We start from the raw sequence: 25,590 nt of genomic DNA on the forward strand, positions 1-25,590 counted from the left end.
CGGCTAGTCCACCAGATCCCTGACCACCGCGTCCGCCAGCAGCCGCCCCCGCAGCGTCAGCACCGCGCGCCCCTCCTCGTACGCCTCCTCCTGGAGCAGTCCCTCGGCGAGGGCCCGGCGGGAGGCGGCGAGGCCCTGCTCGTGCAGGAGGGAGAGCGGGACGCCCTCGCGCAGGCGCAGCTCCAGCAGGATGCGCTCGACCCTGCGGTCCTCGTCCGACAGCAGCTCGCGGCCGGCGCCGGGTGAGCGGCCCTCGGCGAGGGCGGCCGCGTAGGCCCCCGGATGCTTGACGTTCCACCAGCGCACCCCGCCGACGTGGGAGTGCGCCCCGGGGCCCGCGCCCCACCAGTCGGCGCCGCGCCAGTACAGCTCGTTGTGCAGGCAGCGGCCCGCGTCCGAGGTGGCCCAGTTGGAGACCTCGTACCAGTCGAAGCCCGCCTGCCCGAGCATTTCCTCGGCGATGAGGTACCGGTCCGCGTGGACGTCGTCGTCGGTCATCGGGACCTCGCCCCGGCGGATGCGGCGCGCGAGCTGCGTGCCCTCCTCGACGATCAACGCGTACGCGCTGATGTGGTCCGGGCCGGCGCCGAGGGCCGCCTCCAGCGAGGCCCGCCAGTCGTCGTCGGACTCGCCCGGGGTGCCGTAGATCAGGTCGAGGTTGACGTGCTCGAAGCCCGCCGCGCGTGCCTCGGAGACGCATGCCTCGGGGCGTCCCGGCGTATGGGTGCGGTCGAGGATCTTCAGGACGTGCTGCTTGGCGCTCTGCATGCCGAAGGAGATGCGGTTGAAGCCGCCTTCGCGCAATGCCGTGAGATACGCCGGGTCGACCGACTCCGGGTTCGCCTCCGTGGTGACCTCGGCGTCGGGCGCCAGCCCGAACTCGTCGCGGACGGCCCCCAGCATCCGTACGAGATCGTCGGCGGCCAGCAGGGTCGGCGTGCCGCCGCCGACGAAGACCGTGCGGACCTCGCGCGGGTCGTCGCCGAGCACCTTCCGCGCCAGGCGGATCTCGTCGACGAGGGTGTCGGCGTAGTTGTCGCGGGAGGCCAGCACCCCACCCGTGCCGCGCAGCTCGGTCGCGGTGTAGGTGTTGAAGTCGCAGTAGCCGCAGCGGGTCGCGCAGTACGGGACGTGCAGATAGAAGCCCAGGGGTCGGTCGGCCGCCCCGGCGAGCGCGGACGCGGGCAGCGCGCCGTCGGCGGGGACGGGCTCGCCGTCGGGGAGTGCGGAAGGCATGTCTTCCAGTGTCCCCCATGCCCGCAGGTCGCTCTGCCGGGCTGTCTTCGGCCCGGGCCGGCTATTCCGCCTGGAGCACCAGCAGCGCCAGGTCGTCCTCCGGCGGCTGCCCGCCGAAGTCGTGCACGAGCCGGCGGATGCGTTCCGCGATCAGCTCGGCGTCCAGTCCGGCGCATCCGGCGAGGGCGGTGGCGAGGCCGTCGGCGTCGTCGAACTGGCGGATGCCGTCACGCCGCTCGGTGACCCCGTCCGTGACACACAGCAGACTGTCGCCGGGCCACAGCTCGAAGGTCTCGCTGGTGTACGTCTCGTCCTCGACGACCCCGAGCAGGGTCTGCGGCCGTGCCGCCGTACGGACGCTGCCGTCCGCCCCGAGGAGCAGCGGCAGCGGGTGGCCCGCGGAGGCCAGGGTGCAGCGGACCCCGCCGCCCTCCAACGGCACGAGTTCGCCGTAGAGCAGGGACAGGAAGCGGGTCTGCGGGCCGTCGCCGGGCACGCCGGGGCCGACGAGGGCGCGGGCGGCGGCGTCGGCGGCCTCGGTCGCGTCGTCGAGGAGGAGCTGGTTGAGGCGGTCGAGGACGTCGGCGACGCGGTAGCCCTCGCGGGCCAGCAGCCGCAGCCAGGGCCGGGCCAGGCCGATGACGACGGCGGCCTCGGGGCCCTTGCCCTGGACGTCGCCGACGGCGAAGCACCAGCGGCCGTGGCCGGCCGGGAAGAGGTCGTAGAAGTCGCCGCTCGGGCCGCCCTTGTCGCACGGCTCGTAGACGAGCGCGCTGCGCACCCCGGGGATCTGGGCGACCGCGCCGGGCAGCAGGCCGCGCTGGAGGACGGCGCTGATGGTGGCCTGGCGCGCGTACTGGCGGGCCGCGCCGATCGCGAGGGCGACGCGGCGGGCGAGGTCCTCGACGAGGCCGGTGATCTCGTCGGGGAAGCGCAGGATGCCGGCGCGGCCGATGACGAGGGTGCCCAGCGGGCGTCCGCCGGCGATCAGCCGGTAGGCGAGCGCCGAGCCGTGCGGGGCGCCGGGGGCGAGCGCGGCGGCGGGCCAGGGGTAGGCCTCGGGGCCCGAGCGCAGGCCGTCGGACGGGCGGGGCGGTTCCTTCTCCAGGACGCGGCGCAGTTCCTCGATACGGTCCTCGTGGCCGTGCCAGACCCGGCCGAGGCGGGGTCCGGGCAGCCCGCCGCCCTCGCTCCAGCCGCGTCCGGTGGCCTCGTCCTCCAGCCAGATCGCGCACCAGTCGGCGAGCCGCGGCACGAGCAGCTGGCCGGTGAGCGCGGCGACCAGGTTCTCGTCGAGCTGCCCGGCGAGGAGGTCGGAGGCCTCGGCGAGGAAGGACAGCGCGCCGCGTCCGAGCCAGTCCCCGTCGTGCTCCGCGCACCGGCCCTCCGGCGCGAGGAGCGCGGCCGCGTCGAGGGCGCCCTCCGGTGCACAGCCTCCGCTGTCCTCGGGCGTCAGCCGCGCCCACACCGTCTTGGCGCCCCTGCGGTAGGTGACGCCCCAGGCCTCGGCGAGCCCCGCGACCAGCCGCAGGCCCCGCCCGTACTCCTGCGCCTCGGCGGCGGTGCTGCGGGGCGGGCGGGCCGGATGCCGGTCGGTCACCTCGACGACGAGGGCGCCGCAGCCGTCCTCCAGCCGGCAGTACAGCTCGACGTCCGTCCCGGCGTGCACGACCGCGTTGGTGACCAGCTCACTGACGACCACCAGCGCGTCCCCGACCAGCCGCTCGGTGTCGGGCACCCACTCCTGGAACGCCGCCCGCGCCAGCGCTCGCGCGATCCCGGGCGCCGGCGGCCCTCCGGCCAGCTTCGTACGGAGCTCGGAGGGTCGCGCGGAGGCAACGGTCTCCCGCTGCACCGGAATGGCCCTCATGGACAACTCCCCGAGCTTTCGGACGTATTGACCTCGGTCTGCCGCCAGAGTGACAGACAGGCCCTGTCCAGAAGCAGGGAGTTACCGAACTAGACCATCATGAGCGAGATCTGTGCTACGGAAGTGGCACATCCCGACCGTTTCAACGCCCTATGGGGGCGTGCCCCAAGGGGCGCGGGGCTGTGTCGATCTGCGGCTCCGCCGCGTGAGCGCGATCAACCACGACGAACGGATGGCCGCCGAACAACCCCGCACCACCCCCTACGCCTCGCGCGTCCCCGCGTACATCTCCTCCAGCAGATGCTTGTACTCCCGCTCGACGACCGGCCGCTTCAGCTTCAGGCTCGGCGTGATCTCCCCGTGCTCCACATCGAGATCCCGGGGCAGCAGCCGGAACTTCTTGATCGTCTGCCACCTCTGGAGGCCGGAGTTGAGCTCCTGGATGTAGCCCTCGACCATCTCCACGGTGGCGGGGGCCGCGACGATCTCGGCGTACGACTTGTCCTTGAGCCCGTGCTCCGCGGCCCAGCCGCTGATCGCGGCCTCGTCGAGCGCGATGAGCGCGGTGCAGAAGTTCCGGTCGGCGCCGTGGACGAGGATGTTGGAGACGAACGGGCACACCGCCTTGAACTGGCCCTCGATCTCGGTCGGCGCGACGTACTTGCCGCCCGAGGTCTTGAACAGGTCCTTCTTGCGGTCGGTGATGCGCAGATAGCCGTCGGGGGACAGCTCGCCGATGTCGCCGGTGTGGAACCAGCCGTCGGCCTCCAGGACCTCGGCGGTCTTCTCGGGCAGGTTGTGGTAGCCCTCCATGATGCCGGGGCCGCGCAGCAGGATCTCGCCGTCGTCGGCGATACGCACCTCGCAGCCGGGCAGCGGCTTGCCGACGGTGCCGGTGCGGTAGGCCTCGCCGGGGTTCACGAAGGACGCGGCGGAGGTCTCGGTCAGGCCGTAGCCCTCCAGGATGTGGATGCCGGCGCCGGCGAAGAAGTAGCCGATCTCCGGGGCGAGGGCCACCGAGCCGGAGACACAGGCGCGCAGGTTGCCGCCGAAGGCCTCGCGGAGCTTGGAGTAGACGAGCGTGTCGGCGACCTTGTGCTTGGTGGCCAGGCCGAAGGGCGCGCTCGCGGTGCCGGTGCGGCGGAAGTTGTCCTGGGTGGCCTTGGCGTACTCGCGGGCGACCTCGGCCGCCCACTGGAAGATCTTGTACTTGGCGGCGCCGCCGGCGCGGGCCTTGGCGGCGACGCCGTTGTAGACCTTCTCGAAGATGCGGGGCACGGCCGCCATGTAGGTCGGCTGGACGACCGGCAGATTCTCGATGATCTTGTCGACGCGGCCGTCGACGGCGGTGACGTGGCCGACCTCGATCTGCCCGGAGGTGAGCACCTTGCCGAAGACATGGGCGAGCGGCAGCCACAGGTACTGCACGTCGTCGGCGGTGATCAGGCCGGTCGCGGCGATCGCCTTCGCCATGTACGACCAGTTGTCGTGCGGCAGGCGCACGCCCTTGGGGCGGCCGGTGGTGCCGGAGGTGTAGATGAGGGTGGCGAGCTGGTCGCTGGTGATCGCGGCGACCCGCTCCTTGATCAGCTCGGGGTCCTTCTCCAGCCGGGCGGCGCCCCGGCTCTCGAGCTCGGCGAGGGAGAGGATCCAGTCGCCGGTCTCCACGCCCTCGGCGTCGATCACCACGACATGGGTGAGCTCGGGCAGCTCGGCGCGCTTCTCGACGGCCTTGGCGAGCTGCTCGGCGTTCTCCGCGATGAGCACCCGGCTGTCGGAGTCGGCGAGGATGTACGCCGCCTCGTCCGCGTTGGTCTGCGGGTAGATGGTGGTGGTGGCCGCGCCGGCGCACATGATGCCCAGGTCGGCCAGCAGCCACTCGAGGCGGGTGGCGGCGGCGAGGGCGACGCGCTGCTCAGGCTGGACGCCGAGCTCGATGAGTCCGGCCGCGACGGCGTAGACCCGCTCGGCGGCCTGGGCCCAGCTCAGCGACTTCCACTCGTCGGGGCCCTGACCGGACGGGGCTGGTACGGGGTACCGGTACGCCTCGGCGTCCGGCGTCGCCGCCACGCGCTCCAGGAAGAGGCCCGCCACGGAGGGCGGACGGTTCTCGATCAGGGTCTGTGTGTCGCTCACGACGTCCTCCGGGGCCCGCGACGATGCGGCTGGCTCAGTGGCTGTTTTTCACTCACGTGCCGTTGTTTAACTCGTGAGTAACTATCGAGCAGGGACAGGGTAGAGCCCGGCCGCCCGCTGCGTAAGAGTCCGCGCCCTGTCACTTCCTACAGACACATACCCGCCACGTGCGAGGAGCCCGCCGCGCTTTTGCACGACGGGCCCCTCGATGTCCGTTTTGCGGGTGTGCTGCGGGTTACTTCTTGGCCTTGCCCGACCCCGCGCTGTCATCGCTGGAGAGCACCGCGATGAAGGCCTCCTGCGGAACCTCCACGGAACCCACCATCTTCATCCGCTTCTTGCCTTCCTTCTGCTTCTCCAGCAGCTTCCGCTTACGGGAGATGTCACCGCCGTAGCACTTGGCGAGGACGTCCTTGCGGATGGCGCGGATGGTCTCGCGGGCGATGACACGGGAGCCGATGGCCGCCTGGATCGGCACCTCGAAGGCCTGCCGCGGGATCAGCTCGCGCAGCTTGGCGACGAGCCGCACACCGTAGGCGTACGCCGCGTCCTTGTGCGTGATCGCGGAGAAGGCGTCGACCTTGTCGCCGTGCAGCAGGATGTCGACCTTGACCAGGCTGGAGGTCTGCTCGCCGGTGGGCTCGTAGTCCAGCGAGGCGTAGCCGCGGGTCTTGGACTTCAGCTGGTCGAAGAAGTCGAAGACGATCTCGGCGAGCGGCAGGGTGTAGCGGATCTCGACGCGGTCCTCGGAGAGGTAGTCCATGCCGAGGAGGGTGCCGCGCCGGGTCTGGCACAGCTCCATGATCGAGCCGATGAACTCGGTCGGGGCGAGGATCGTGGCCCGCACGACCGGCTCGTACACCTCGTTGATCTTGCCTTCGGGGAACTCGCTCGGGTTGGTGACGGTGTGCTCGCTGCCGTCCTCCATCACGACCCGGTAGACCACGTTCGGCGCGGTCGCGATCAGGTCGAGCCCGAACTCGCGCTCCAGCCGCTCACGGATCACGTCGAGGTGCAGCAGGCCCAGGAAGCCGACGCGGAAGCCGAAGCCGAGCGCGGCGGAGGTCTCCGGCTCGTAGACCAGCGCGGCGTCGTTGAGCTGGAGCTTGTCCAGGGCCTCGCGCAGCTCGGGGTAGTCGGAGCCGTCCAGCGGATAGAGCCCGGAGAACACCATCGGCTTCGGGTCCTTGTACCCGCCGAGCGCCTCCGTCGCGCCCTTGTGCTGGCTGGTGACGGTGTCACCGACCTTGGACTGGCGGACGTCCTTCACACCGGTGATGAGGTAGCCCACCTCACCGACACCGAGGCCGTCGGCGCCCAGCATCTCGGGCGAGTTGGTGCCGATCTCCAGCAGCTCGTGGGTGGCGCCCGTCGACATCATCTTGATCCGCTCACGCTTGTTGAGCTGACCGTCGATGACACGGACGTACGTGACGACACCGCGGTAGGAGTCGTAGACGGAGTCGAAGATCATGGCGCGCGCGGGCGCGTCCTTGACGCCGACCGGCGCGGGGACCTCGGCGACGACCTTGTCCAGCAGCGCGTCGACACCGACACCGGTCTTCGCGGAGACCCTGAGCACGTCGGACGGGTCGCATCCGACCAGGTTGGCGAGCTCCTCGGCGAACTTCTCGGGCTGCGCGGCCGGCAGGTCGATCTTGTTCAGCACGGGGATGATCGTGAGGTCGTTCTCCATCGCCAGGTAGAGGTTGGCGAGGGTCTGGGCCTCGATGCCCTGGGCGGCGTCGACGAGGAGGATGGTCCCCTCACAGGCGGCCAGCGACCGCGAGACCTCATAGGTGAAGTCGACGTGCCCCGGGGTGTCGATCATGTTGAGGATGTGCGTGTTGCTCTTGTCGTGGGTCGGGGCCCACGGCAGACGCACCGCCTGGGATTTGATCGTGATGCCGCGCTCGCGCTCGATGTCCATGCGGTCGAGGTACTGAGCGCGCATCTGCCGCTGCTCGACCACACCGGTCAGCTGGAGCATCCGGTCGGCGAGCGTGGACTTGCCGTGGTCGATGTGCGCGATGATGCAGAAATTGCGGATCAGAGCCGGGGCGGTACGGCTCGGCTCGGGCACATTGTTAGGGGTCGCGGGCACGCAGGGTCCTGTCTCTTGAGGCGCCTTATGCCTCGGGTCGGATCGATACGTAGCCTCCATGGTCCCACGGGCGGCGACCGGCGGCTGGTTTGGGCTGGCCGCGGGGGCACTGGTAGCCTGGGTGGCTGTGTCTCATGCCCTCTCAGCGCGAGGCACGTCATCAGAAATCACTCGGTACGGGATCCAGGGGCCGCTCGGCCCCCACGATCGCGTGCCTGAACCTGAAAAGGCTCATTCGTGGCGAACATCAAGTCCCAGATCAAGCGGATCAAGACCAACGAGAAGGCTCGGCTGCGCAACAAGGCCGTCAAGTCCTCCCTGAAGACCGCCATCCGCAAGGCCCGCGAGGCCGCTGCCGCGGGTGACGTCGAGAAGGCCACCGAGTACCAGCGCGCCGCTGCGCGTCAGCTCGACAAGGCCGTCTCGAAGGGCGTCATCCACAAGAACCAGGCCGCCAACAAGAAGTCGGCGCTTGCTTCCAAGGTCGTCGCGCTCAAGGGCTGACCCTTTCTGATCTGACCGCTGGAAGGACCCAGGGCGGGCCCTCTCTCATCCGCCCCCGACCAGCCCCCGAGCCTGTACGCGGCCTGCGTTCGCCACGCGGGTACGGGCTCAGCAGCTTGAACAGCTTGAACCGGAGGCCCCGGTCTTCCTCCCTCGGGAGGGAGGCCGGGGTCTTTGGTGTGCGTGGTTCCTGCGGGGTGTGGTTCGGGTGTGGCTGGTGCGTTGTGCGGCATCGTTGTGCGGCACCGTTGTGCGGCATCGTTGTGCGGCTGGAGCCGGTGTCTGGGCCGGTGCGGTCCGTGCGCGGGGCCGGACTCGATCCGTGCGCAGCAGGTCGGCCCTTGCGCGGGCCGGTCGCGGGGATCAGGTCCAGAAGTCGTTGACCTTGTCGATGTCGTCCACGCACTGGTCGAGATCGGTCGCCTTGTTCTCGACGATCCGGAAGACGAGGCACTCGTCCATGTCTATGTGCTTGCCTCCGCGCTGGGCCCTGGTGCGGTGGAAGGCGACCGCATGCCCGGCTCCGTCCACGAGCACCTTCTGCAGCTCGACCTGGAGACTGCCGCCCGTCTCCTCGAAGAGCCTGCGGTACAGCCCGACGATCGCGTCCTGGCCCTTGTAGTCACCCGAAAGGGAGTGGCTGCCGGGCACATGCTGCGTACAGTCCGCCGTCATCAGCTTCCGCAGCGCGTCCATGTCCCCGCGCTGGAACGCCTCATAGCCCTTACGGACCAGCTGCGCATGGGGATGTTCAGCCATGGCGACCGCCACCTCTCCTCGTTCGGCGTTGGATGGCTGCCAGACACGATTTTCCTCCCGGGGGAGGCAGGCGTCCTGCGGGAACGCCGACTTCCACAGCTGGGCCCGTTGGCCGAGGGTGATCGGGGCGGACGGCTCAGCGGCCTCGGGAACGGGCCGCTCGCGCGATGATCACCACGGCCTTCTCCAGGGCGTACTCGGGATCGTCGCCGCCGCCCTTCACGCCGGCGTCCGCCTCTGCCACGGCCTGCAGCGCGACGGACACCCCGTCGGGGGTCCAGCCGCGCATCTGCTGTCGCACGCGGTCGATCTTCCAGGGGGGCATGCCCAGCTCGCGCGCGAGGTCGGCGGGGCGGCCTCCCCGGGCCGAGGACAGCTTCCCGATCGCCCGCACGCCCTGCGCGAGCGCGCTGGTGATCATCACGGGGGCCACACCGGTCGACAACGACCACCGCAGCGCCTCCAGCGCCTCGGCAGCCCTGCCCTCCACGGCCCGGTCGGCGACCGTGAAGCTCGACGCCTCGGCACGGCCGGTGTAGTACCGCCCGACGACGGCCTCGTCGATGGTCCCCTCGACATCCGCGACCAACTGCGCCACCGCGGAGGCCAGCTCCCGCAGATCACTGCCGATGGCGTCGACGAGCGCCTGACAGGCCTCGGGCGTCGCGGACCGCCCCTTCGCCCGGAACTCCTGCCGCACGAACGCCAACCGGTCCGCGGGCTTGGTCATCTTGGGACACGCCACCTCCCGCGCCCCGACCTTGCGCGCGGCGTCCAGCAGCCCCTTGCCCTTCGCGCCACCGGCATGCAGCAGCACCAGCGTGATCTCCTCGGCCGGCGCCGACAGATACGCCTTCACATCCTTGATGGTGTCGGCCGACAGGTCCTGCGCATTGCGCACCACCACGACCTTCCGCTCCGCGAACAGCGACGGACTCGTCAACTCCGCGAGCGTGCCGGGCTGCAACTGGTCCGACGTCAGGTCCCGCACATCCGTGTCAGCATCCGCGGCCTTCGCAGCAGCCACCACCTCCTGAACCGCACGGTCGAGCAGAAGGTCCTCCTGCCCCACCGCAAGCGTCACCGGGGCAAGAGGGTCGTCATTCGCAGTCTTCCTGGCCATCGCCCCAAGCATGTCACGCCCCACCGACAACCCACCCGCCATGGGCGACACCCTCGGCCGGGGCCGGCGACCAGACCGGCCACGCTCAGACACCTGGCCCTCCCCGCTGCGGGCAGTCGTGCCGCTGGGGCGGCACGGGTGGGCGCAGCGGCACCCCGCCAGCGCGGGCGAGCGTCACGCCCCGGGCTCAGCCACCACGCCGCGCACCCGCCAGGAAGGCCGGCCTACGGCTCCTCACGCCACCCGTCCCACTCCCCGGCGAACTCATCGAGCTCCTGAGGATCGAGCCGCCCCTCCTCGTCCCGCAGCACGACCAGCCACTGCGCATCCTCCGCGTCGTCCTCCCCTGCCAGCGCATCCCGAAGCAGCCGAGGCTCCTCAGCGACGGCGAACCGCTCCCCCAGCGCCTCCGCCACCGCCTCCGCGGCATCACGATCGGGCAGCACCAGCACATGTCTCACATCACTCACGCCCCCATTTTCCGCCACGGCCCTCGCCTTGAGGTCGCCGAGGGTCCCAAGGTCGCCGAGGGCCCCGAGGCCTTCGAGCGTCCCAAGGTCGACGAGGTCCCCGACCTAGACCAGCCCCACCGCCCCGAGACCGGACCCGCCGCCCTGACCCCCGCACCGTCGGCACCCGGTCAGTCTCGCGCCACCCTCATCCCCTCCCCCGTACCGGTCACCGCCACCGCCCCACCGGCATCCGTCCGCAGCACCACCGCACCCCCGGCCCGCAACGCGGCAACCGTGCCAGGAGCCGGATGACCGTACGGGTTGTCCACCCCGGCAGAGATCAGCGCCAGCCGCGGCGCCACCCTCCGTATGAGGTCCGGATCCTGGTACGCCGAACCATGGTGAGCGACCTTCAACACATCCACCCCCTCGAACTGAGCAGCCGCAGGCGACCTCAACAACGCCCGCTGCGCGGGCGGTTCGAGATCCCCGAGCAACAACATCCGCAGCCCCGCCGACCGCACGAACAACGTCACGCTCGCATCGTTCGGCCCCTCGGGCTCCATCAGCGGCACCGACTGGGCCACACCACCGCCCCGAATCGGCGGCGCCCCCGGCGGTGGCGGCCACACCACCTGCCACGCCAGATCACCGGTGCGCCGGCGCTCGCCCGCCACAGCCCGAGTGACCGGGATGCGCCGCGCGGCCGCCTCTCTGCGTACGAACTCCACCTGTTCCACAGGCTCCTCGAACCCGGTCGTCTGGATCTCCCCCACCGACCGGCCCCGCAACACACCCGGGAGCCCAGCCACATGGTCCGCGTGGAAGTGCGTGAGCACCACCAGAGGCACCTTGGTGACGCCGAGTGCCCGCAGGCATCGGTCGACCGGTTCCGGATCGGGCCCCGCATCGACCACGACACCGCTGCCCGCACCCGCCGCCAGCACCAGCGCGTCGCCCTGCCCCACGTCGCACATCGCCAGCCGCCAGCCCGGCGGCGGCCAGCCCTTGATCACTCTCGCGAACGGCGGCGGCTGCACCACCACCAGCAACAGCAGCACCCCACACACCGCACACAGCCAAGGCCGGCCGAGCAACCGCCTCCCCACGACCAGCACCACCACCGTGACGAGCGCGAGCAGCGCCGCCCCGGCCCAGCCTTTTGGCCAGTCCATTCCCCCGCCGGGCAGCGCCGCCCCGGCACGCGCCACATCCGCGATCCACCCCACCGGCCAACCCGCCACCCACGCCAGCCCCTTGGCCACGGGCATCGCCACCGGCGCCACCGTCAGCGCGGCGAAGCCCAGCACCGTGGCCGGTGCCACCGCGAACTCCGCGAACAGATTGCACGGCACCGCCACCAGACTGACCCGCGCCGACAGCACCACCACGACCGGCGCACACAGAGCCTGTGCCGCCCCGGCCGCCGCCAGCCCCTCGGCCACCCGCGGCGGGACCCCGCGCCTCTGCAATGCGGTGCTCCAGCGCGGCGCGACCGTCAGCAGGGCGCCCGTGGCCAGCACCGACAGCAGGAACCCGTAACTGCGTGCCAGCCAAGGGTCGTACAGCACCAGCAGCAGCACAGCCGTCGCCAACGCCGGGATCAGCGATCTGCGGCGTCCGGTGACCAGCGCCAGCAGCGCGACCGACCCGCAGGCGGCGGCCCGCAGCACACTCGGGTCGGGCCGGCACACCACCACGAACCCCAGCGTCAGCACCCCACCCAGCACCGCCGTCGTCCGCAGCGAGATCCCCAGGCGCGGCGCGAGCCCGCGGCGCTCGACCCGCTGCGCCAGGCCCGGCGGGCCGAGCAGCAGGGCCAGCACGATCGTGAGGTTGCTCCCCGACACCGCCAGCAGGTGCGCCAGGTCGGTCTCCTTGAACGCCTCGTCCAGCTCCGGCGTGATCCGCGAGGTGTCCCCGACGACCAGCCCGGGCAACAACGCCCGCGCATCCGTCGGAAGCCCCTCGGTCGCCTCGCGCAAGCCCTCCCACAGCCGACCCGCGAGACGCTGCGCCCCCGACGGCTGCCCCGTCACCTCCGGCGCCCCCGACCCGCGCACCCGCAGCACACCTGCGATCCGATCACCGCCCACGACCGCCGGCGCCAGCCGCCCGGTCACCCGAAGCCGCGTCGAGGGCAGCACTTCGAGCCACGGCGACGACACCGGACTCGCCGTCGAGGACGGCCCGCCCTCACGTTTCCGCGCGTCGACCATCAACAGCACAGGCGTCCGCGTCACCGACTCCGCCCCGTCCGGCGCCACGACCCGGCGCACCTCCGCCTGGATCAGCACCACACCCGGCGCCATGCGGTTCCCCCTGACCCGAGGTCTGGAGAGCCGTGGATCGGACGTGACCTCGACCTCCGCCGTCACCGTGGCGAACTGCCTCACCAGCCCCGGCACGGGCCCGCGCCGCAGATCGGCCCCGTGCAGCCCCGCCGAGACGGCAGCCGCGGCGACACAGAGCAGGACAGCCGCCACCGCGCCGAGCGACCACCCGCGCCGACCGGAACCCCGGCCACTGCGAACCCCCTGGCTCCACTTCCAGAGCAGCACCCCCGCCACGGCCAGGCAGGCGATCGTCACGCCAATGACCCACCCCGGCGGCGCGCCGAGCGTGAGAGCGGCTGTCGCCCAGGCCGCCACAGCCGGTGGGACGAGCCTCAGATCGGCCGGTGCCTCCTGCCGAGGGTGGGCGTCTCCCAGGCGTCTGCCGGACGCGCTGTGCACCGCCCGGCGTGCACCGGAGGCCAGAGCGGCCGGAGCCCCCGTGCTCATGGCCGCACCAGGTCGCGCAGATCGGCGAAGCGGCGTTCACCGATGCCGTTGACCTCCCGCAACTCGTCGACCGAGCGGAAGCCGCCGTGCTGGGTGCGGTAGTCGATGATGTGCTGGGCGAGCACCGGACCCACCCCGGGCAGGCCGTCCAACTGCTCGACCGTGGCCGTACTGAGGAAGACCGGCGCCATGGGCCCGGCGGGTGTCCCGGGACCTGGTGGCACACCGCCGACGGCTCCACCGGTGCCGATGTCGGTTCCGGTGCCGGTTCCGGTGCTGTTGCCGACGCCTGCGACGGCTGGGCCGCCGACGATCACCTGCTCCCCGTCCACCAGGAACCGCGCGCGATTGAGTCCGTCGACGTTCGTGCCGGGCCGCACCCCTCCCGCGGCCCGCAGCGCGTCCGCGACCCGCGACCCGGCCGGCAGCCGGTGGATACCCGGTTCGCGGACCTTGCCGCTGACGTCCACGACGATCTCGGCAGGCGCCGCCCCAGCAGACCCCCCTACCGGCGCGCTGACCGGCGGAGAGCTGTGCCCGGAGGCATCCCCGGTCTGCTGCTCCTCGTAAGAACCGGCCGCACGCACGATCTCGGGCGCCTGCACCGGCTGGGTACGGCCGCTCCAGAAGTGCGTCACCGCGAGGCCCCCGGCCACGACCAGCACCACCGCGAGCGCGGCTACGCTGCGCCGCTCCAGCCCGCACCTGGCCTGCAGCCACACCGGCATCCGCTCCCGCAGAGCGAGACCGACCCGCCCCCGTAAGTCGCGGCTGTCGCCACCGCCTACCGGAACGGCTTCGGGTGTCCCCCGTTCACTCACTCCGCCGGGCGCCGACTCCACCTCCTCTCGCCACGTCGGCGGTGAGCCCTGTTCCACCACCCGTGGTGGTCCGGCCCCGGCCTCCCTCCGCGGCACGGGCGGCGACTCCACGAACAGCGCCTCCGCGCGGCGTCGCAGTTCATCGGCAGACGGGCGGTGACCGTGCCGGGCGCGGACGGGCCGGCGGCGGTGACGGTGTCGGATGCGGCCGTCGGAGGACAGGGCCCGGCCGGGCCCACTCGTCGCGGACGGCGTACGTGGATGTGATCGAAGTGCCATGCCACGAGGATCACGCAGATCAAGGCCTCACGGCGCTCCCGCTCAAGTTCCGTGGATCGCCGCACAGTTGTGGATAACTCCGTCACCCGAACGAGTGGGTCCACTCCCTCACCGAACAGCAACGGCAACGGCCGACAGCCGTGTCCCCGCTGTCTCTCAGCGCGCCGAGACCACGACCCCGAGCAGCCCAGGGCCCGTGTGCGCCCCGATCACCGCTCCGACCTCGCTGACATGCAGATCGGCCAGCCCCGGCACCCGCTCACGCAGACGGTCCGCCAGCGCACCGGCCCGGTCGGGAGCGGCGAGATGGTGGACCGCGATATCGACCTGTGCGCCTCCTGCCCGGTCGACGACCAGCTCCTCCAGGCGGGCGATGGCCCTGGACGCCGTACGGACCTTCTCCAGCGGGCCGATCCGGCCGTCCTCCAGCTGGAGCAGCGGCTTCACGGCGAGCGCGGAGCCGAAGAGCGCCTGCGCGGCACCGATCCGGCCGCCGCGGCGCAGGAAGTCGAGGGTGTCGACGTAGAAGTAGGCGCAGGTGCCGGCGGCTCGTTTCTCCGCGGCGGTGACGGCGTCGTCCACCGTGCCGCCCGACTCGGCGGTCTCGGCCGCGGTGACCGCGCAGAAGCCGAGCGCCATCGCGACCATGCCGGTGTCGACCACCCGCACCGGAACGGGCGCCTCGCGGGCCGCGAGGACCGCCGCGTCATAGGTGCCGGACAGTTCCGCGGACAGGTGGAGCGAGACGATGCCGGTGGCGCCGGACTCGGCGACCTTGCGGTAGTGCTGCGCGAAGAGTTCGGGGCTGGGGCGCGAGGTGGTGACGGGGCGTCGTTTCTGCAGTGCCTGGGCCAGCGACCGGGTGGAGATCTCGGTGCCCTCTTCGAGTGCCTGGTCGCCGAGCACCACGGTCAGCGGTACCGCGGTGATCCCGTGGCGCTCCATCGTCCGCTGCGGCAGGTAGGCCGTGGAATCCGTGACGATCGCGACATGGCGGGACATGAGCTGGAGGTTACCTGGCGTAGCGCCCGCGCGGCAGCCCGGCCCCGCTCACCTGGGAGTTCAGCAGCGCCTCAGGTGGTGCTTTCAGGTCGGGGCTTCTTCTGCCACGGGTAGGCGGGACGCTGTCCGGGCGGGGTGATGGCCTGCCGTGCCGGTTCCCCGGCCGGTCGTCCCTGCGCGGGTCCCGGCGAGGTCTGCCCGGCCGACGCGGTGTCGGCGCTCGGCGCCTCGGGCCACGACGGCGGCGGGGTGGCGGAGTCGGTGGTCGTCCAGTGCCGCAGGGCACCCGCCTCCAGGTCGATCTGTGTGCTCAGGGAGTCCAGGTCGTCGTCGGCGAACCGGCGGGCCCGGTCGCGGGCGGCCCAGCGCAGGGAGTCCGCCGAGCGTGTGATGCGCTCGGTGCGTTCGCGCAGTGCGGGCAGCCGCTCGACGAGCGCGGCCCGGTCCGGCTCCGACTCCAGGCGCCGCAGCTCGGCGTCCAGCTCGTGGCCATGGGCGCTGAGGCGCTGGAAGAGGCCGAGGGACTCCTTCAGCGACTCGTCCTCGGCCACGCCCGTGTGCAGCGCGTCCTGCGTGGCGCGCATCGAGGTGCGCAGCGACAGCCGCAGTTGGGCGATCTCGCCCGCCGGGCCCGGCTGGGCGAAGGACTTGGCCCGCAGGGTGTGGTCCTCGACGGTGCGGCGGGCCTGGGTGAGGGTGCGGTCCACGCCGCGCTTGGCGGCACCCACCGCCTTCACCGTGGCGTAGACGCCCCCTGCGAGGAGCAGCGCGAAGAGCAGGACGACCACTGCGACCACTGCTTCCACGACGCTCCTCCTCCGCACTGCCGCGGCACGCTCCGCGCCGCACTTAAACCGTAAACGCAACAGGCAGGCCCGGAGTTCCAGAAGAACCCCGAACCTGCCCGTAGGGGACTACCCCGAGTCGCCGACCGACACCCGGCCGACCTCGGTGGCCGAGAGCCAAAGGCCGGCCAGGCCAGGCCAGGCCGGCGCCGGAAACGCCGCCCCGACTCCGACACCAGCCCGAGCCCCAGCCCCGTAAGACCGGCACCTACGCCGTAACGATGTTCACCAGCTTCGGCGCCCGCACGATCACCTTGCGGATCGCCGCACCACCCAGCGCGGCGACGACCTTCTCGTCGGCCAGGGCCACCTTCTCCAGCTCCTCCTCGGAGATGGCCGGCGGCACCTCCAGGCGGGCCTTGACCTTGCCCTTGACCTGGATGACACAGGTGACGGTCTCGTCGACGACATACGCCGGGTCGGCCACCGGGTAGTCCTGGTGCACGACCGAGTTCCCGTGGCCCAGCTTGCGCCACAGTTCCTCGGCGATGTGCGGGGCCAGCGGCGCGATCAGCAGCACCAGCGACTCGGCCACGGACCGCGGCACGGCCCCGCCGGTCTTGGTCAGGTGGTTGTTCAGCTCGGTGATCTTGGCGATGGCGGTGTTGAAGCGCATGCCCTCCAGGTCGCCGCGCACGCCGTCGATCGCCTTGTGCAGGGCACGCAGCGTGTCCTCGTCGGGCTCGGCGTCGACGACGGTGGCCTCGCCGGTCGTCTCGTCGACGATGTTGCGCCACAGCCGCTGCAGCAGACGGAACTGGCCCACCACCGCGCGCGTGTCCCAGGGGCGGGAGACGTCCAGCGGGCCCATCGCCATCTCGTACAGGCGCAGCGTGTCCGCGCCGTACTCGGCGCAGATCGCCTCCGGAGTGACGGCGTTCTTCAGGGACTTGCCCATCTTGCCCAACAGGCGGGAGACCTTCTCGCCCTGGTAGTAGAACGCGCCGTCGCGCTCCTCCACCTCGGCGGCCGGCACGGCGATGCCCCGGCTGTCGCGGTAGACGTAGGCCTGGATCATGCCCTGGTTGAACAGCTTGTGGAACGGCTCGGCCGAGGAGACGTGACCCAGGTCGAACAGGACCTTCGACCAGAAGCGCGCGTACAGCAGGTGCAGCACGGCGTGCTCGGCGCCACCGACGTACAGGTCGACGCCGCCGTGCGGCTGGCCCTCGCGCGGGCCCATCCAATACTGCTCGATCGCCGGGTCGACCAGCTTCTGGTCGTTGTGCGGGTCCAGGTACCGGAACTCGTACCAGCAGGAACCGGCCCAGTTGGGCATGGTGTTGGTCTCGCGCCGGTACTTCTTCGGTCCGTCGCCCAGGTCCAGGGTGACGTCGACCCAGTCCTCGTTGCGCGACAGCGGCGTCTCGGGCTTGGTGTCGGCGTCGTCCGGGTCGAAGGTGCGCGGGGAGTAGTCCTCGACCTCCGGCAGCTCCAGCGGCAGCATCGACTCGGGCAGCGCGTGGGCCACGCCGTCCTCGTCGTAGACGATCGGGAAGGGCTCGCCCCAGTAGCGCTGGCGGCTGAACAGCCAGTCGCGCAGGCGGAAGTTGACGGTGCCCTCGCCGATGCCCTTGCGCTCCAGCCACTCCGTGATGCGGGCCTTGGCGTCGACGACGCCCAGGCCGTCCAGGGAGACCTCGTCGTTCGAGGAGTTGATGATCTTCGCGTCGTACGAGGCGAAGGCGTCCTCCCACGTCGAGGTGTCCGTGCCCCGGCCGTCGGTCGGCTCGACGATGCAGTGGATCGGCAGCTCGAAGGCGCGCGCGAACTCGAAGTCGCGCTGGTCGCCCGCCGGGACGGCCATGATCGCGCCGGTGCCGTAGCCCATCAGGACGTAGTCGGCGATGAAGACCGGGATCTGCTCGCCGTTGACCGGGTTGGTGGCGTAGGCGCCGATGAAGACGCCGGTCTTGTCCTTGGCCTCGGCCTGGCGCTCCACGTCGGACTTGGAGGCGGCCTGCGTGCGGTACGCGGCGACGGCCTCGGCCGGGGTGGCGTGGCCGCCGGTCCACACCTGGTGGGTGCCCTCGGGCCAGGCCTCCGGGGTGAACTTCTCGACCAGCGGGTGCTCGGGCGCCAGCACCATGTAGGTCGCGCCGAACAGGGTGTCGGGGCGGGTGGTGAAGACGGTGATGCGCTCGCCGTCGATCGGGAAGTCGACGCGGGCGCCCTCGGAGCGGCCGATCCAGTTGCGCTGCTGCAGCTTGATGGCCTCGGGCCAGTCCAGCTCTTCCAGGTCGTCCAGCAGGCGGTCCGCGTAGGCGGTGATGCGCATGTTCCACTGGCGCAGCTTGGCCTTGAACACGGGGTAGTTGCCGCGCTCGGAGCGGCCGTCGGCGGTGACTTCCTCGTTGGCCAGTACGGTGCCCAGGCCGGGGCACCAGTTGACCGGCGAGTCGGAGGCGTAGGCCAGGCGGAACTCGCCCAGGACGTCGGCGCGCTCGGCCTCGGTCAGCTCGCTCCACGCGCGCGTGTGGCCGGGAACGGCGCGCTCACCGGACTCGAACCGGGCGATCAGCTCGGAGATCGGCCGGGCCTTCTTGGCCTCGTCGTCGTACCAGGAGTTGAAGATCTGCAGGAAGATCCATTGGGTCCACTTGTAGTAGTCCGGGTCGATCGTGGCGAACGACCGGCGCTTGTCGTGGCCCAGGCCCAGCCGGCGCAGCTGGGACTTCATGTTGTTGATGGCCGCCTCGGTGGTGATCCGAGGGTGCTCGCCGGTCTGGACGGCGTGCTGCTCGGCGGGCAGGCCGAAGGCGTCGAAGCCCAGGGTGTGCAGGACGTTGTGGCCGGTCATCCGCTGGAAGCGGGCGGTGACGTCGGTGGCGATGTAGCCCAGGGGGTGGCCCACGTGCAGGCCCGCACCGGAGGGGTACGGGAACATGTCCATGATGAACTTCTTGGGCTTGGCGGCCAGCTCGGGGTCACCCGCCAGGTCACCGCTCGGGTTGGGCGCCTCGTAGGTGCCGTCGGCGTCCCAGAAGTCCTGCCAGCGTGCCTCGATCTCAGCGGCCACGGCGGCTGTGTAGCGGTGCGGCGCGGCATCCGCCGACATGCCAGTGGCGGCAGCGGGGTTCGTCTCGCTCATGATCCTCAAAGCTCCATCGATCGTCTCTGCCAGCGGCGTGTCACTCGGGAAACGAAAAATCCCCTCGCACAGGAGGGGACGCCGCGCCGATTCCGGCCACTCCGTTCACCCGTGGCCGGGACTGATCAGCGCGGCTCGCTAAGCAGAAGGCGTACGGCACGCATGGCGTCAGGGTACCGCAGCGGTCGAGCGGCCCGCGACGGCCTTCCACGGCAGGCGCTGAACAAAGGTCAATGATTACTTCGCGTAACAGCCGCTAAGGGGCATCACAACAAGCCCATTGTCATTTGATAACAACGCAATAACTCAAACCTCGTACCCACCGGTATGGCGCGACCTAGAGTGCGGCAGCGGGACCGCTTTCCCGAACCGCTCGGAGTTGCCCCCATGAACCCTCGACGTAAGTCCCCCTCGCTCCCCCAACCCGGCCGCTCGGCCTATGGGGCGGTGACGGCTGCCGCTCTGATCCTCATACCCCTGGTCGTGCTGGTCGGAGGTGACGCCTTCCGGGACTTCCTCAATTTCGGCGCCGGCGTCCTGTGCCTGGTGTCGCTGAGCTGCTCGGTCATCTGGGGGCTGGTCGCCCAGGACCGGATCTTCCTGAACACACGCCAGCGGATCATCGGCCAGGCGGTGCACCGGACCACCGCGGTCGCCTCGATCGCGTTCCTGTTGCTGCACATCACTACCAAGATCGCCCTCGACCATGTGGAACTGGTCGCCGCGGTGATCCCCTTCGCGCTCGGCGTCACCGGCAGCGCGGGGCTGATCGGCCTGGGCAGCCTGGCCGGACTTCTGATGATCTTCGTGGGCATCACCGGCGCCCTGCGTGGCGCCTTCGCCTCCCCCGCCCCGGTCGCCGCCCGCTGGCGCGCCATGCACATGCTCGCCTACCCGGCCTGGTGCGCCGCCCTGCTCCACGGCCTGTACGCCGGCCGCGAGGCGAAGCCGGTCTTCGTCTTCCTCTACGGCCTGTCCCTGGTGGCCGTGATCGCCGCCCTGGCCCTGCGTTCCGCCCCTCGCCCGGTCAAGCGCAAGGTCGCCGACCGGATCACCGCGCTGCTCGGCACGCAGGACGGGCCGGGCCGCGAGGAGCCGGCAGGCGACCGCGACAGGGCGGAGGCCTCCGCGCTGCCGGGATACGGCGGGGAGGCCGGGGCGGGCCACCGCGCGGGGCGCCGGGCCGGTCGCCGGGCGGGCTTCGACCAGCGGACAGCTTCCGGGGCCTACGAGGCTCCCGCCGAGCGCGCGGGCGGCTTCGCGGCCGCCTACCGCGCGGTGTCGCGGCGCCCGCGCGCGGCACAGCCGTTCACGGCCGACGAGACCGCGCGGATGGACCTGCCCGATTTCCCGAGCACCCAGTCCCTCCCGCTCACGGACAGCGGCTCGTCGGCCTCCGGCGCCTGGCCGATCCCGTCGCCGCCGCCGGTCGGCGAGGCCCCGCCGTCGGCGTACGACCCCCTCGCGGACACGGGATACACCGTCCCCGCTTATGGCAATTCGGGCACCGAGACCTACGGTTCGAGTGACGTGTACGACACCGCTGAGTCGAACACCCTCTACGGCACGTACAACCCGAGTGACACGTACAACAGCGGTCCCGCCACTGAACCATTCCCCGGTGCCTCCTACGACTACGACTACGAGGCACCGGGTTCGGGCGAACCTTGGAACACGCCTTCCGGAGGCTTTAAGTGAACGAGGCCCTGCCCGACGTCCCGGAAGTCCGCGTCGTCGGACTTCCGCAGCTCACGTCAGGCTTCGACCTTGTCGAACGGCTCGACCTGCCCATGCATCTGAAGGTGCACGGGCCGCTCGAGCCGATGGCCGGCGAGCAGCTCGCCCAGCTCGCCGAACGCATCAACCTCAGGGGCCGCGGAGGCGCGGGCTTCCCCTTCCACAAGAAGCTGCGGTCGGTCGCCGAATCGGCGATCCGCCGCGGTGTACGGCCGGTCGTCGTGATCAACGGCAGTGAGGACGAACCGGCCTGCCGCAAGGACACGGTGCTGATCAACCGTGCCCCGCATCTGATCCTCGACGGCGCGCTGCTGTGTGCCGAGGCGCTCGGCGCCCGCACGCTCGTCGTCGGGGTGACGCGGGAGTCCACCCAGCGCTCGATGGAGGCCGCGCTCGCCGAGCGCGGCCTGAGCAACGGACGAAGATCGGCGCTACGCGCGCGTGTGCAGCGCAATCCGGTGCGCATGGTCACCGGTGCCGCGGCCTCGCTGATCCGCTCCATCGACGGCGGCCCGGCGATCCCGCCGGGCCGCAAGATCAGCGCCTCGCAGAGCGGGGTCGGCGGAGCGCCGACCCTGCTGTCGAACGCGGAGACGTTCGCCCAGCTGGCCATCGCCGCCCGGATCGGCCCGGAGCGGTACGGCAACACGGGCCTGTACGACGAACCGGGCACGGTCATGCTGACAGTCTCCGGCGCGGTCGCCCGGCCGATGGTGATCGAGGTCCCCACGGGCGTACCGCTGCGCTACGTCCTGCAGCTGGCAGGCGCCCCACCGATGCCGCAGGGGGTCCTGACCGGCGGCTACCACGGCAAGTGGATCGATGCGGCGACCGTGAACGAGGCGATCGTCTCCCGCAACTCCCTGGACGCGGTGGGCGGTTCGCTGGGCGCCGGCGCGATCCTGCCGATCGGTCAGGAGACCTGCCCGCTGGGCGAGTCGCTGCGGGTGGCGCAGTGGCTGGCCGAGGAGAGCGCCGGCCAGTGCGGCCCCTGCTACCTCGGACTGCCCGCGGCCGCGCGCGGGATGGAGGACATCCTCAACGGCGGCGGGCCGGCCGCGCTGGAGGCGCTGAAGCAGGTCGCAAGGAACGTGAAGCGGCGCGGGGCGTGCTCGCACCCGGACGGCTCGGCGATGTTCCTGGAGTCGACCATCAAGGCGTTCACCGACGACCTCGCGGCGCACGTGCTCGGGAACGGCTGCGGAAGGCCCGTACAGGGCGTTCTGCCGCTCTTCGAGGGCGGCAGGGCCCCCACAGGAATCCCGGGCGGCGGCGAGGCCCAGGAGAACGGCCCCAGCCGTCAGAAGATCTACGTCGACTGGACACTGTGCCGGGGCCACGGCCTGTGCGCGGACATCCTGCCGGAGGTCTTCGAGCTGGGCGCGGACGGTTTCCCGACGGTCGCCCAGGCCTCGGTGCCCCGCTACGCCGAGGCGAAGGCGCTGCGCGCGGTACGACGCTGTCCGGCGCTGGCGCTGCGCCTCGAGGAGGACACGCGCGTGCAGCCGGCCCGCAACACGCTGCCGGTACTGTCGCAGGGCCGCGGCCGGCGGGCGCTCGGGCGCTGAGCGCCGTACCGGAAACGAAAGATCCCGTCGGACCGATCGGTCCGGCGGGATCTTGTCTGTGGAGCTAAGGAGAATTGAACTCCTGACCTCCTGCATGCCATGCAGGCGCTCTACCAACTGAGCTATAGCCCCTTGCGGTGTGTCATCCGCTTCGTTTTCCCTTTCGGGCCCCCTCGCGGCGACACAGAGAACATTACACGGTCCCCCCGGTGGAACACCAAATCGTTTCCGCTCTGCACCGCTAGGTCGGGGAATGTCCGATCCGACGCATGCGGCCCGACGCGGAACCGGCAGGTCCCGGCGTCAGGCCGTGACGAACGAGTAGAACCGCTTGAGGGTGCAGTGCTCCTCCAGGAGCCGCCCGTAGATCGGCTCGCCCTCCAGCTCGCGGTAGGTCTCGATCGGGTCGCCTTTTATGATCAGCGCCCGCGCGCATTCCTCGCACCAGTACTGGTAGTCGGGATTCACCGGTTCCATGTCGCGGACGATCGGCGTACCGCTGCCGCACCAGTCGCACTTCCGCCTGTGTGCACCCATCGATCAGCTCCAGCTGTGGCCGCAGGCCGTGCACACGTAGGAGATCCCGCCGTTGTCGCCGAGCACTTGGGCGACATGCGCGGAACCGCAGGAAGGGCAGCTGAGCCGGGTGGCCGTGTTCCGTATCAACGCCGCTTCGCCGAGGAGGTGGCCGACCTCCTCGATGATGCTCGCAGGCATCGCCACTCCCTCCCGTCGGGCCGCGCCCCCTTCCGGCCGTTTGATTCTGCCACGGCCGGACCAATACGGTCAGCGACGCCGTGGTACCAGTCCGGCCACAGCACCCACCACCGCCGTCCCGGCCAGCGCGCACATGCACACCCACAGCGCCTGCGCAGAGGTATACGCCCCCGGGGCGCCGAGTGACTCAAGCCGGTTGAGGAACAGTGTGCCGAAGGCCGCGACCCCGACGAGCTGCCCCAGTTGGGTCACCGTCGCCAGCAGTCCACTGGCGTCCGCGGCGTCCTCCGGCCGCACCGTGGCCAGCGCCCGGGTCAGGGTCGGACTGTAGGCGAGGGCGAGCCCCACGCCCACAGCGCCGTACGCCACGAACACCGCCGCTCCCCCGTCGCCGCCACCCTTGAGCGCCCAGCCGGCCCCGGCCAGCGACAGCGCGGTGAGCACGAATCCCAGCGGGATGAGCACCCGCCGCCAGGAGGCTGGCCACTTGCTCCAGGTCAGCCCGACCACGCCGAACACGACGGCGGTCGGAGCGAAGGTCAGCCCGGCCCGCAGCGCGCTCTGACCGAGGCCGCCCTGCAGATGCAGGGTGAGGGTGAACAGGAACCCGGCGTTGACGGCCATCACCGCCAGAATCCGTACGACGGCCAGGGCCATGCCCTGATGTCGCAGCACCCGGGGCGCGATCAGCGGGGCGCCACCACGCCGGGCGAGCCGTGCCTCGTAGCCGCAGAACAGCACGAACACCACCACCGCGGCACCGAGCGACAGCCAGGACCACCACGGCCAGTCCAGCTCCTGACCGAGCACCAGCGGCACCGTGAACAGCGACACCGCCGCGCCGAGCAGCAGCAGTCCGGGCACGTCGAACGGGCGCGAACGCTCCGCGGCCGGTGCCCCGTCACGCGGTAGGACGCGTCGGCCGATGACCATCAGGGCGATGCCGACCGGCACGTTCACCAGGAACACCGGCCGCCAGCCGGTGCCGAACAGGTCGGCGCTGACCAGGACGCCACCGACGATCTGGCCGGACGCCGCGCCGACCGCGAGGACGGCCGAGTAGGCGCCGAGCGCCCGCACCCGGGCCTCACCGGTGAAGGTGCGCTGGATCAGGCTGAGCACCTGCGGGATCATCAGCGCCGAGCCGGCGCCCTGCACCAGCCGGAACACGATCAGCTGACCGACGCCCTGCGCCAGGCCGCAGGCGAGCGAGGCCACCGTGAACAGCGCGAGTCCCGCCAGGTGGACCCGGCCGTGGCCCAGCCGGTCGCCGAGCCGGGCGCCGGTGATGAGCAGCACGGAGTACGCGATGGTGTAGCCGGCGATCACCAGCTGCAGTTCGGCGCCCGAGGCGTCCAGGTCGGAACCCACCGTCGGGGCCGCGACGTTCACGATGAAGACGTCGAGCAGGGCCATGAACATGGCCGCGAGCACGACCGCGAGCAGCGGCCGGGGCCCGTTGTCAGTGCCAGGCGCTTTACTGGCCACAGGACTTGAGACGGGCGCCGCAGGCGGGCCCGTACGAGGAGTCGTCGTCATGCCTGGAGCCTGACGGCCCTCCGATACGGGTGCCGAGAGCCCGCCGATGCTGGTACTGGCAGCACCTGGCAACGCCGGGTGCCGCCGCGGACGATGAACGCGTGACGACTGGGGGGACGTGACGAGATGGGGACCGCACAGCGCCGCCGGCCCGAGCTGGCCGCTTTTCTGCGCAGCAGGCGTGCCCGGGTGACTCCGGCCGACGTGGGGATGCCCCCGGGCCTGCGGCGCCGCACACCGGGGCTGCGCCGCGAGGAGGTCGCCCAGCTCTCGGGTGTCGGGGTGACCTGGTACACATGGCTGGAGCAGGGGCGCCCGATCAACGCCTCCGCGCAGGTCCTCGACGCGGTGGCGCGCACGCTGCGGCTGGACGCGCCGGAGCGGGAGCATCTGTACCACCTCGCCGAAGTGCCGTACGTACCCGCGCCGGGGGCTGTGGCGCGGGCCGTGGGCCCGGAGATCCAGGGCATCCTCGACGCCCTCGATCCGCGCCCCGCGGTGGTCTACAACACGCGCTACGACGTCCTGGCCACCAACACCGCCTATCTCGACCTGTTCTTCGCGGACGGCGAGCTCCCCGAGGCGCCGAATGCACTGTGGACGCTGTTCCAGGAGCCGGAGGAGACCTGTCCGGTGCTGTTCCGCGAGGAGGAGCTGCCGGTCATGGTGGCCACCCTGCGGGCGGCGTACGGGACGCATATCGGGGAGCCGGCCTGGGAGGAGTTCATACGCAGGCTGTCGGCGGCCAGTCCGCTCTTCGCGCGGCTGTGGGAGTCCGGCGACGTGCAGCTGCCCGGGCGCCGGGTGAAGACGTTCCGGCACGCCCTGGTGGGTCAGTTGCGGATGACGTCGCAGTCGCTGTCGATCGACGGGGTGCCGGAGTGCCGGATCGTCGTCTACACACCGGAGGACGAGGAGACGGTGCGCGGTATGGCGGTGCTGCGGGAGCACTGCCGGCGACAGGCCATCGCGGGGAGCGCCGTGGGGCAATGAAAAATCCCGCCCCCTGCCCGGGGACGGGATC

The 25,590-nt window shown here is 71.2% G+C and carries 19 protein-coding genes and 1 tRNA gene; 4 read left to right on the plus strand and 16 right to left on the minus strand.

Annotated features, from left to right (window positions below):
- Positions 1-3: 3 nt before the first annotated feature.
- The 4 genes from hemW to lepA all read right to left on the minus strand — a co-directional run bounded on the left by hemW (position 4) and on the right by lepA (position 7,346).
- Entirely contained in the window at positions 4-1,236 is a 1,233-nt protein-coding gene (gene hemW, locus ACIQ6Y_RS10640) for a radical SAM family heme chaperone HemW (protein ID WP_404035394.1), read from the minus strand.
- Between the two features lie 61 nt (positions 1,237-1,297).
- Positions 1,298-3,106 (minus strand): SpoIIE family protein phosphatase, encoded by a 1,809-nt coding sequence (locus ACIQ6Y_RS10645; RefSeq protein WP_404035397.1) that lies wholly within the window; start codon positions 3,104-3,106, stop codon positions 1,298-1,300.
- Between the two features lie 261 nt (positions 3,107-3,367).
- Positions 3,368-5,242 carry an AMP-dependent synthetase/ligase gene (locus ACIQ6Y_RS10650; RefSeq protein ID WP_404035400.1) on the minus strand — a complete coding sequence of 625 codons (1,875 nt, stop codon included), beginning with the start codon at positions 5,240-5,242 and terminating at the stop codon, positions 3,368-3,370.
- A 235-nt stretch (positions 5,243-5,477) separates the two neighbouring features.
- On the minus strand, positions 5,478-7,346 hold the full coding sequence (gene lepA / locus ACIQ6Y_RS10655) for a translation elongation factor 4 (protein WP_404035403.1): 1,869 nt from the start codon (positions 7,344-7,346) through the stop codon (positions 5,478-5,480).
- 237 nt (positions 7,347-7,583) lie between these two features.
- Between lepA and rpsT the strand changes: the two genes are divergently transcribed.
- Positions 7,584-7,850 carry a 30S ribosomal protein S20 gene (gene rpsT, locus ACIQ6Y_RS10660; protein ID WP_007503526.1) on the plus strand — a complete coding sequence of 89 codons (267 nt, stop codon included), beginning with the start codon at positions 7,584-7,586 and terminating at the stop codon, positions 7,848-7,850.
- 363 nt (positions 7,851-8,213) lie between these two features.
- On the opposite strand, the gene ACIQ6Y_RS10665 is transcribed toward rpsT, so the two are convergent.
- The 8 genes from ACIQ6Y_RS10665 to leuS all read right to left on the minus strand — a co-directional run bounded on the left by ACIQ6Y_RS10665 (position 8,214) and on the right by leuS (position 19,005).
- A complete protein-coding gene (locus ACIQ6Y_RS10665; protein WP_404035406.1) occupies positions 8,214-8,609 on the minus strand; it encodes a nuclear transport factor 2 family protein in 396 nt (131 codons plus the stop codon).
- Positions 8,610-8,745: 136 nt separating this feature from the next.
- Positions 8,746-9,732, minus strand: a complete 987-nt coding sequence (holA, locus tag ACIQ6Y_RS10670; protein ID WP_404035409.1) for a DNA polymerase III subunit delta — start codon at positions 9,730-9,732, stop codon at positions 8,746-8,748.
- A 224-nt stretch (positions 9,733-9,956) separates the two neighbouring features.
- A complete protein-coding gene (locus ACIQ6Y_RS10675) occupies positions 9,957-10,202 on the minus strand; it encodes a hypothetical protein (RefSeq protein ID WP_404035412.1) in 246 nt (81 codons plus the stop codon).
- Between the two features lie 170 nt (positions 10,203-10,372).
- Complete coding sequence (locus ACIQ6Y_RS10680) at positions 10,373-12,967, minus strand: ComEC/Rec2 family competence protein (protein WP_404035415.1); 2,595 nt, start codon at positions 12,965-12,967, stop codon at positions 10,373-10,375.
- Positions 12,964-14,067 carry a helix-hairpin-helix domain-containing protein gene (locus ACIQ6Y_RS10685; protein ID WP_404035418.1) on the minus strand — a complete coding sequence of 368 codons (1,104 nt, stop codon included), beginning with the start codon at positions 14,065-14,067 and terminating at the stop codon, positions 12,964-12,966. The genes ACIQ6Y_RS10680 and ACIQ6Y_RS10685 overlap by 4 nt, the downstream gene beginning before the upstream one ends.
- 156 nt (positions 14,068-14,223) lie before the next feature.
- On the minus strand, positions 14,224-15,069 hold the full coding sequence (locus ACIQ6Y_RS10690; RefSeq protein ID WP_404035420.1) for a DegV family protein: 846 nt from the start codon (positions 15,067-15,069) through the stop codon (positions 14,224-14,226).
- Positions 15,070-15,140: 71 nt separating this feature from the next.
- A complete protein-coding gene (locus ACIQ6Y_RS10695) occupies positions 15,141-15,875 on the minus strand; it encodes a hypothetical protein (RefSeq protein ID WP_404035423.1) in 735 nt (244 codons plus the stop codon).
- A gap of 247 nt (positions 15,876-16,122) precedes the next feature.
- Positions 16,123-19,005, minus strand: a complete 2,883-nt coding sequence (gene leuS / locus ACIQ6Y_RS10700) for a leucine--tRNA ligase (protein ID WP_404035426.1) — start codon at positions 19,003-19,005, stop codon at positions 16,123-16,125.
- Positions 19,006-19,392: 387 nt separating this feature from the next.
- Here leuS and ACIQ6Y_RS10705 point away from each other — a divergent pair, with 387 nt between their 5' ends.
- Positions 19,393-20,703: a cytochrome b/b6 domain-containing protein gene (locus tag ACIQ6Y_RS10705; RefSeq protein WP_404035428.1), complete on the plus strand. Its 1,311-nt coding sequence runs from the start codon at positions 19,393-19,395 to the stop codon at positions 20,701-20,703.
- Positions 20,700-22,310 (plus strand): NADH-ubiquinone oxidoreductase-F iron-sulfur binding region domain-containing protein, encoded by a 1,611-nt coding sequence (locus ACIQ6Y_RS10710; RefSeq protein WP_404035431.1) that lies wholly within the window; start codon positions 20,700-20,702, stop codon positions 22,308-22,310. The genes ACIQ6Y_RS10705 and ACIQ6Y_RS10710 overlap by 4 nt, the downstream gene beginning before the upstream one ends.
- 59 nt (positions 22,311-22,369) lie before the next feature.
- Here ACIQ6Y_RS10710 and ACIQ6Y_RS10715 read toward each other — a convergent pair.
- The 4 genes from ACIQ6Y_RS10715 to ACIQ6Y_RS10730 all read right to left on the minus strand — a co-directional run bounded on the left by ACIQ6Y_RS10715 (position 22,370) and on the right by ACIQ6Y_RS10730 (position 24,566).
- Positions 22,370-22,442 (minus strand) — tRNA-Ala (locus ACIQ6Y_RS10715).
- Positions 22,443-22,613: 171 nt separating this feature from the next.
- Positions 22,614-22,847: a hypothetical protein gene (locus ACIQ6Y_RS10720; protein ID WP_003976229.1), complete on the minus strand. Its 234-nt coding sequence runs from the start codon at positions 22,845-22,847 to the stop codon at positions 22,614-22,616.
- A 3-nt stretch (positions 22,848-22,850) separates the two neighbouring features.
- Positions 22,851-23,027 (minus strand): hypothetical protein, encoded by a 177-nt coding sequence (locus tag ACIQ6Y_RS10725; RefSeq protein WP_404035433.1) that lies wholly within the window; start codon positions 23,025-23,027, stop codon positions 22,851-22,853.
- A gap of 69 nt (positions 23,028-23,096) precedes the next feature.
- Positions 23,097-24,566, minus strand: coding sequence for an MFS transporter (locus tag ACIQ6Y_RS10730; protein WP_404035436.1), 1,470 nt, complete (start codon positions 24,564-24,566; stop codon positions 23,097-23,099).
- Between the two features lie 126 nt (positions 24,567-24,692).
- Here ACIQ6Y_RS10730 and ACIQ6Y_RS10735 point away from each other — a divergent pair, with 126 nt between their 5' ends.
- Positions 24,693-25,559 (plus strand): helix-turn-helix transcriptional regulator, encoded by an 867-nt coding sequence (locus ACIQ6Y_RS10735; protein WP_404035439.1) that lies wholly within the window; start codon positions 24,693-24,695, stop codon positions 25,557-25,559.
- The last annotated feature ends 31 nt before the right edge of the window (positions 25,560-25,590 follow it).

This window comes from Streptomyces sp. NPDC096205, from assembly GCF_044763135.1.
GTDB lineage: Bacteria > Actinomycetota > Actinomycetes > Streptomycetales > Streptomycetaceae > Streptomyces.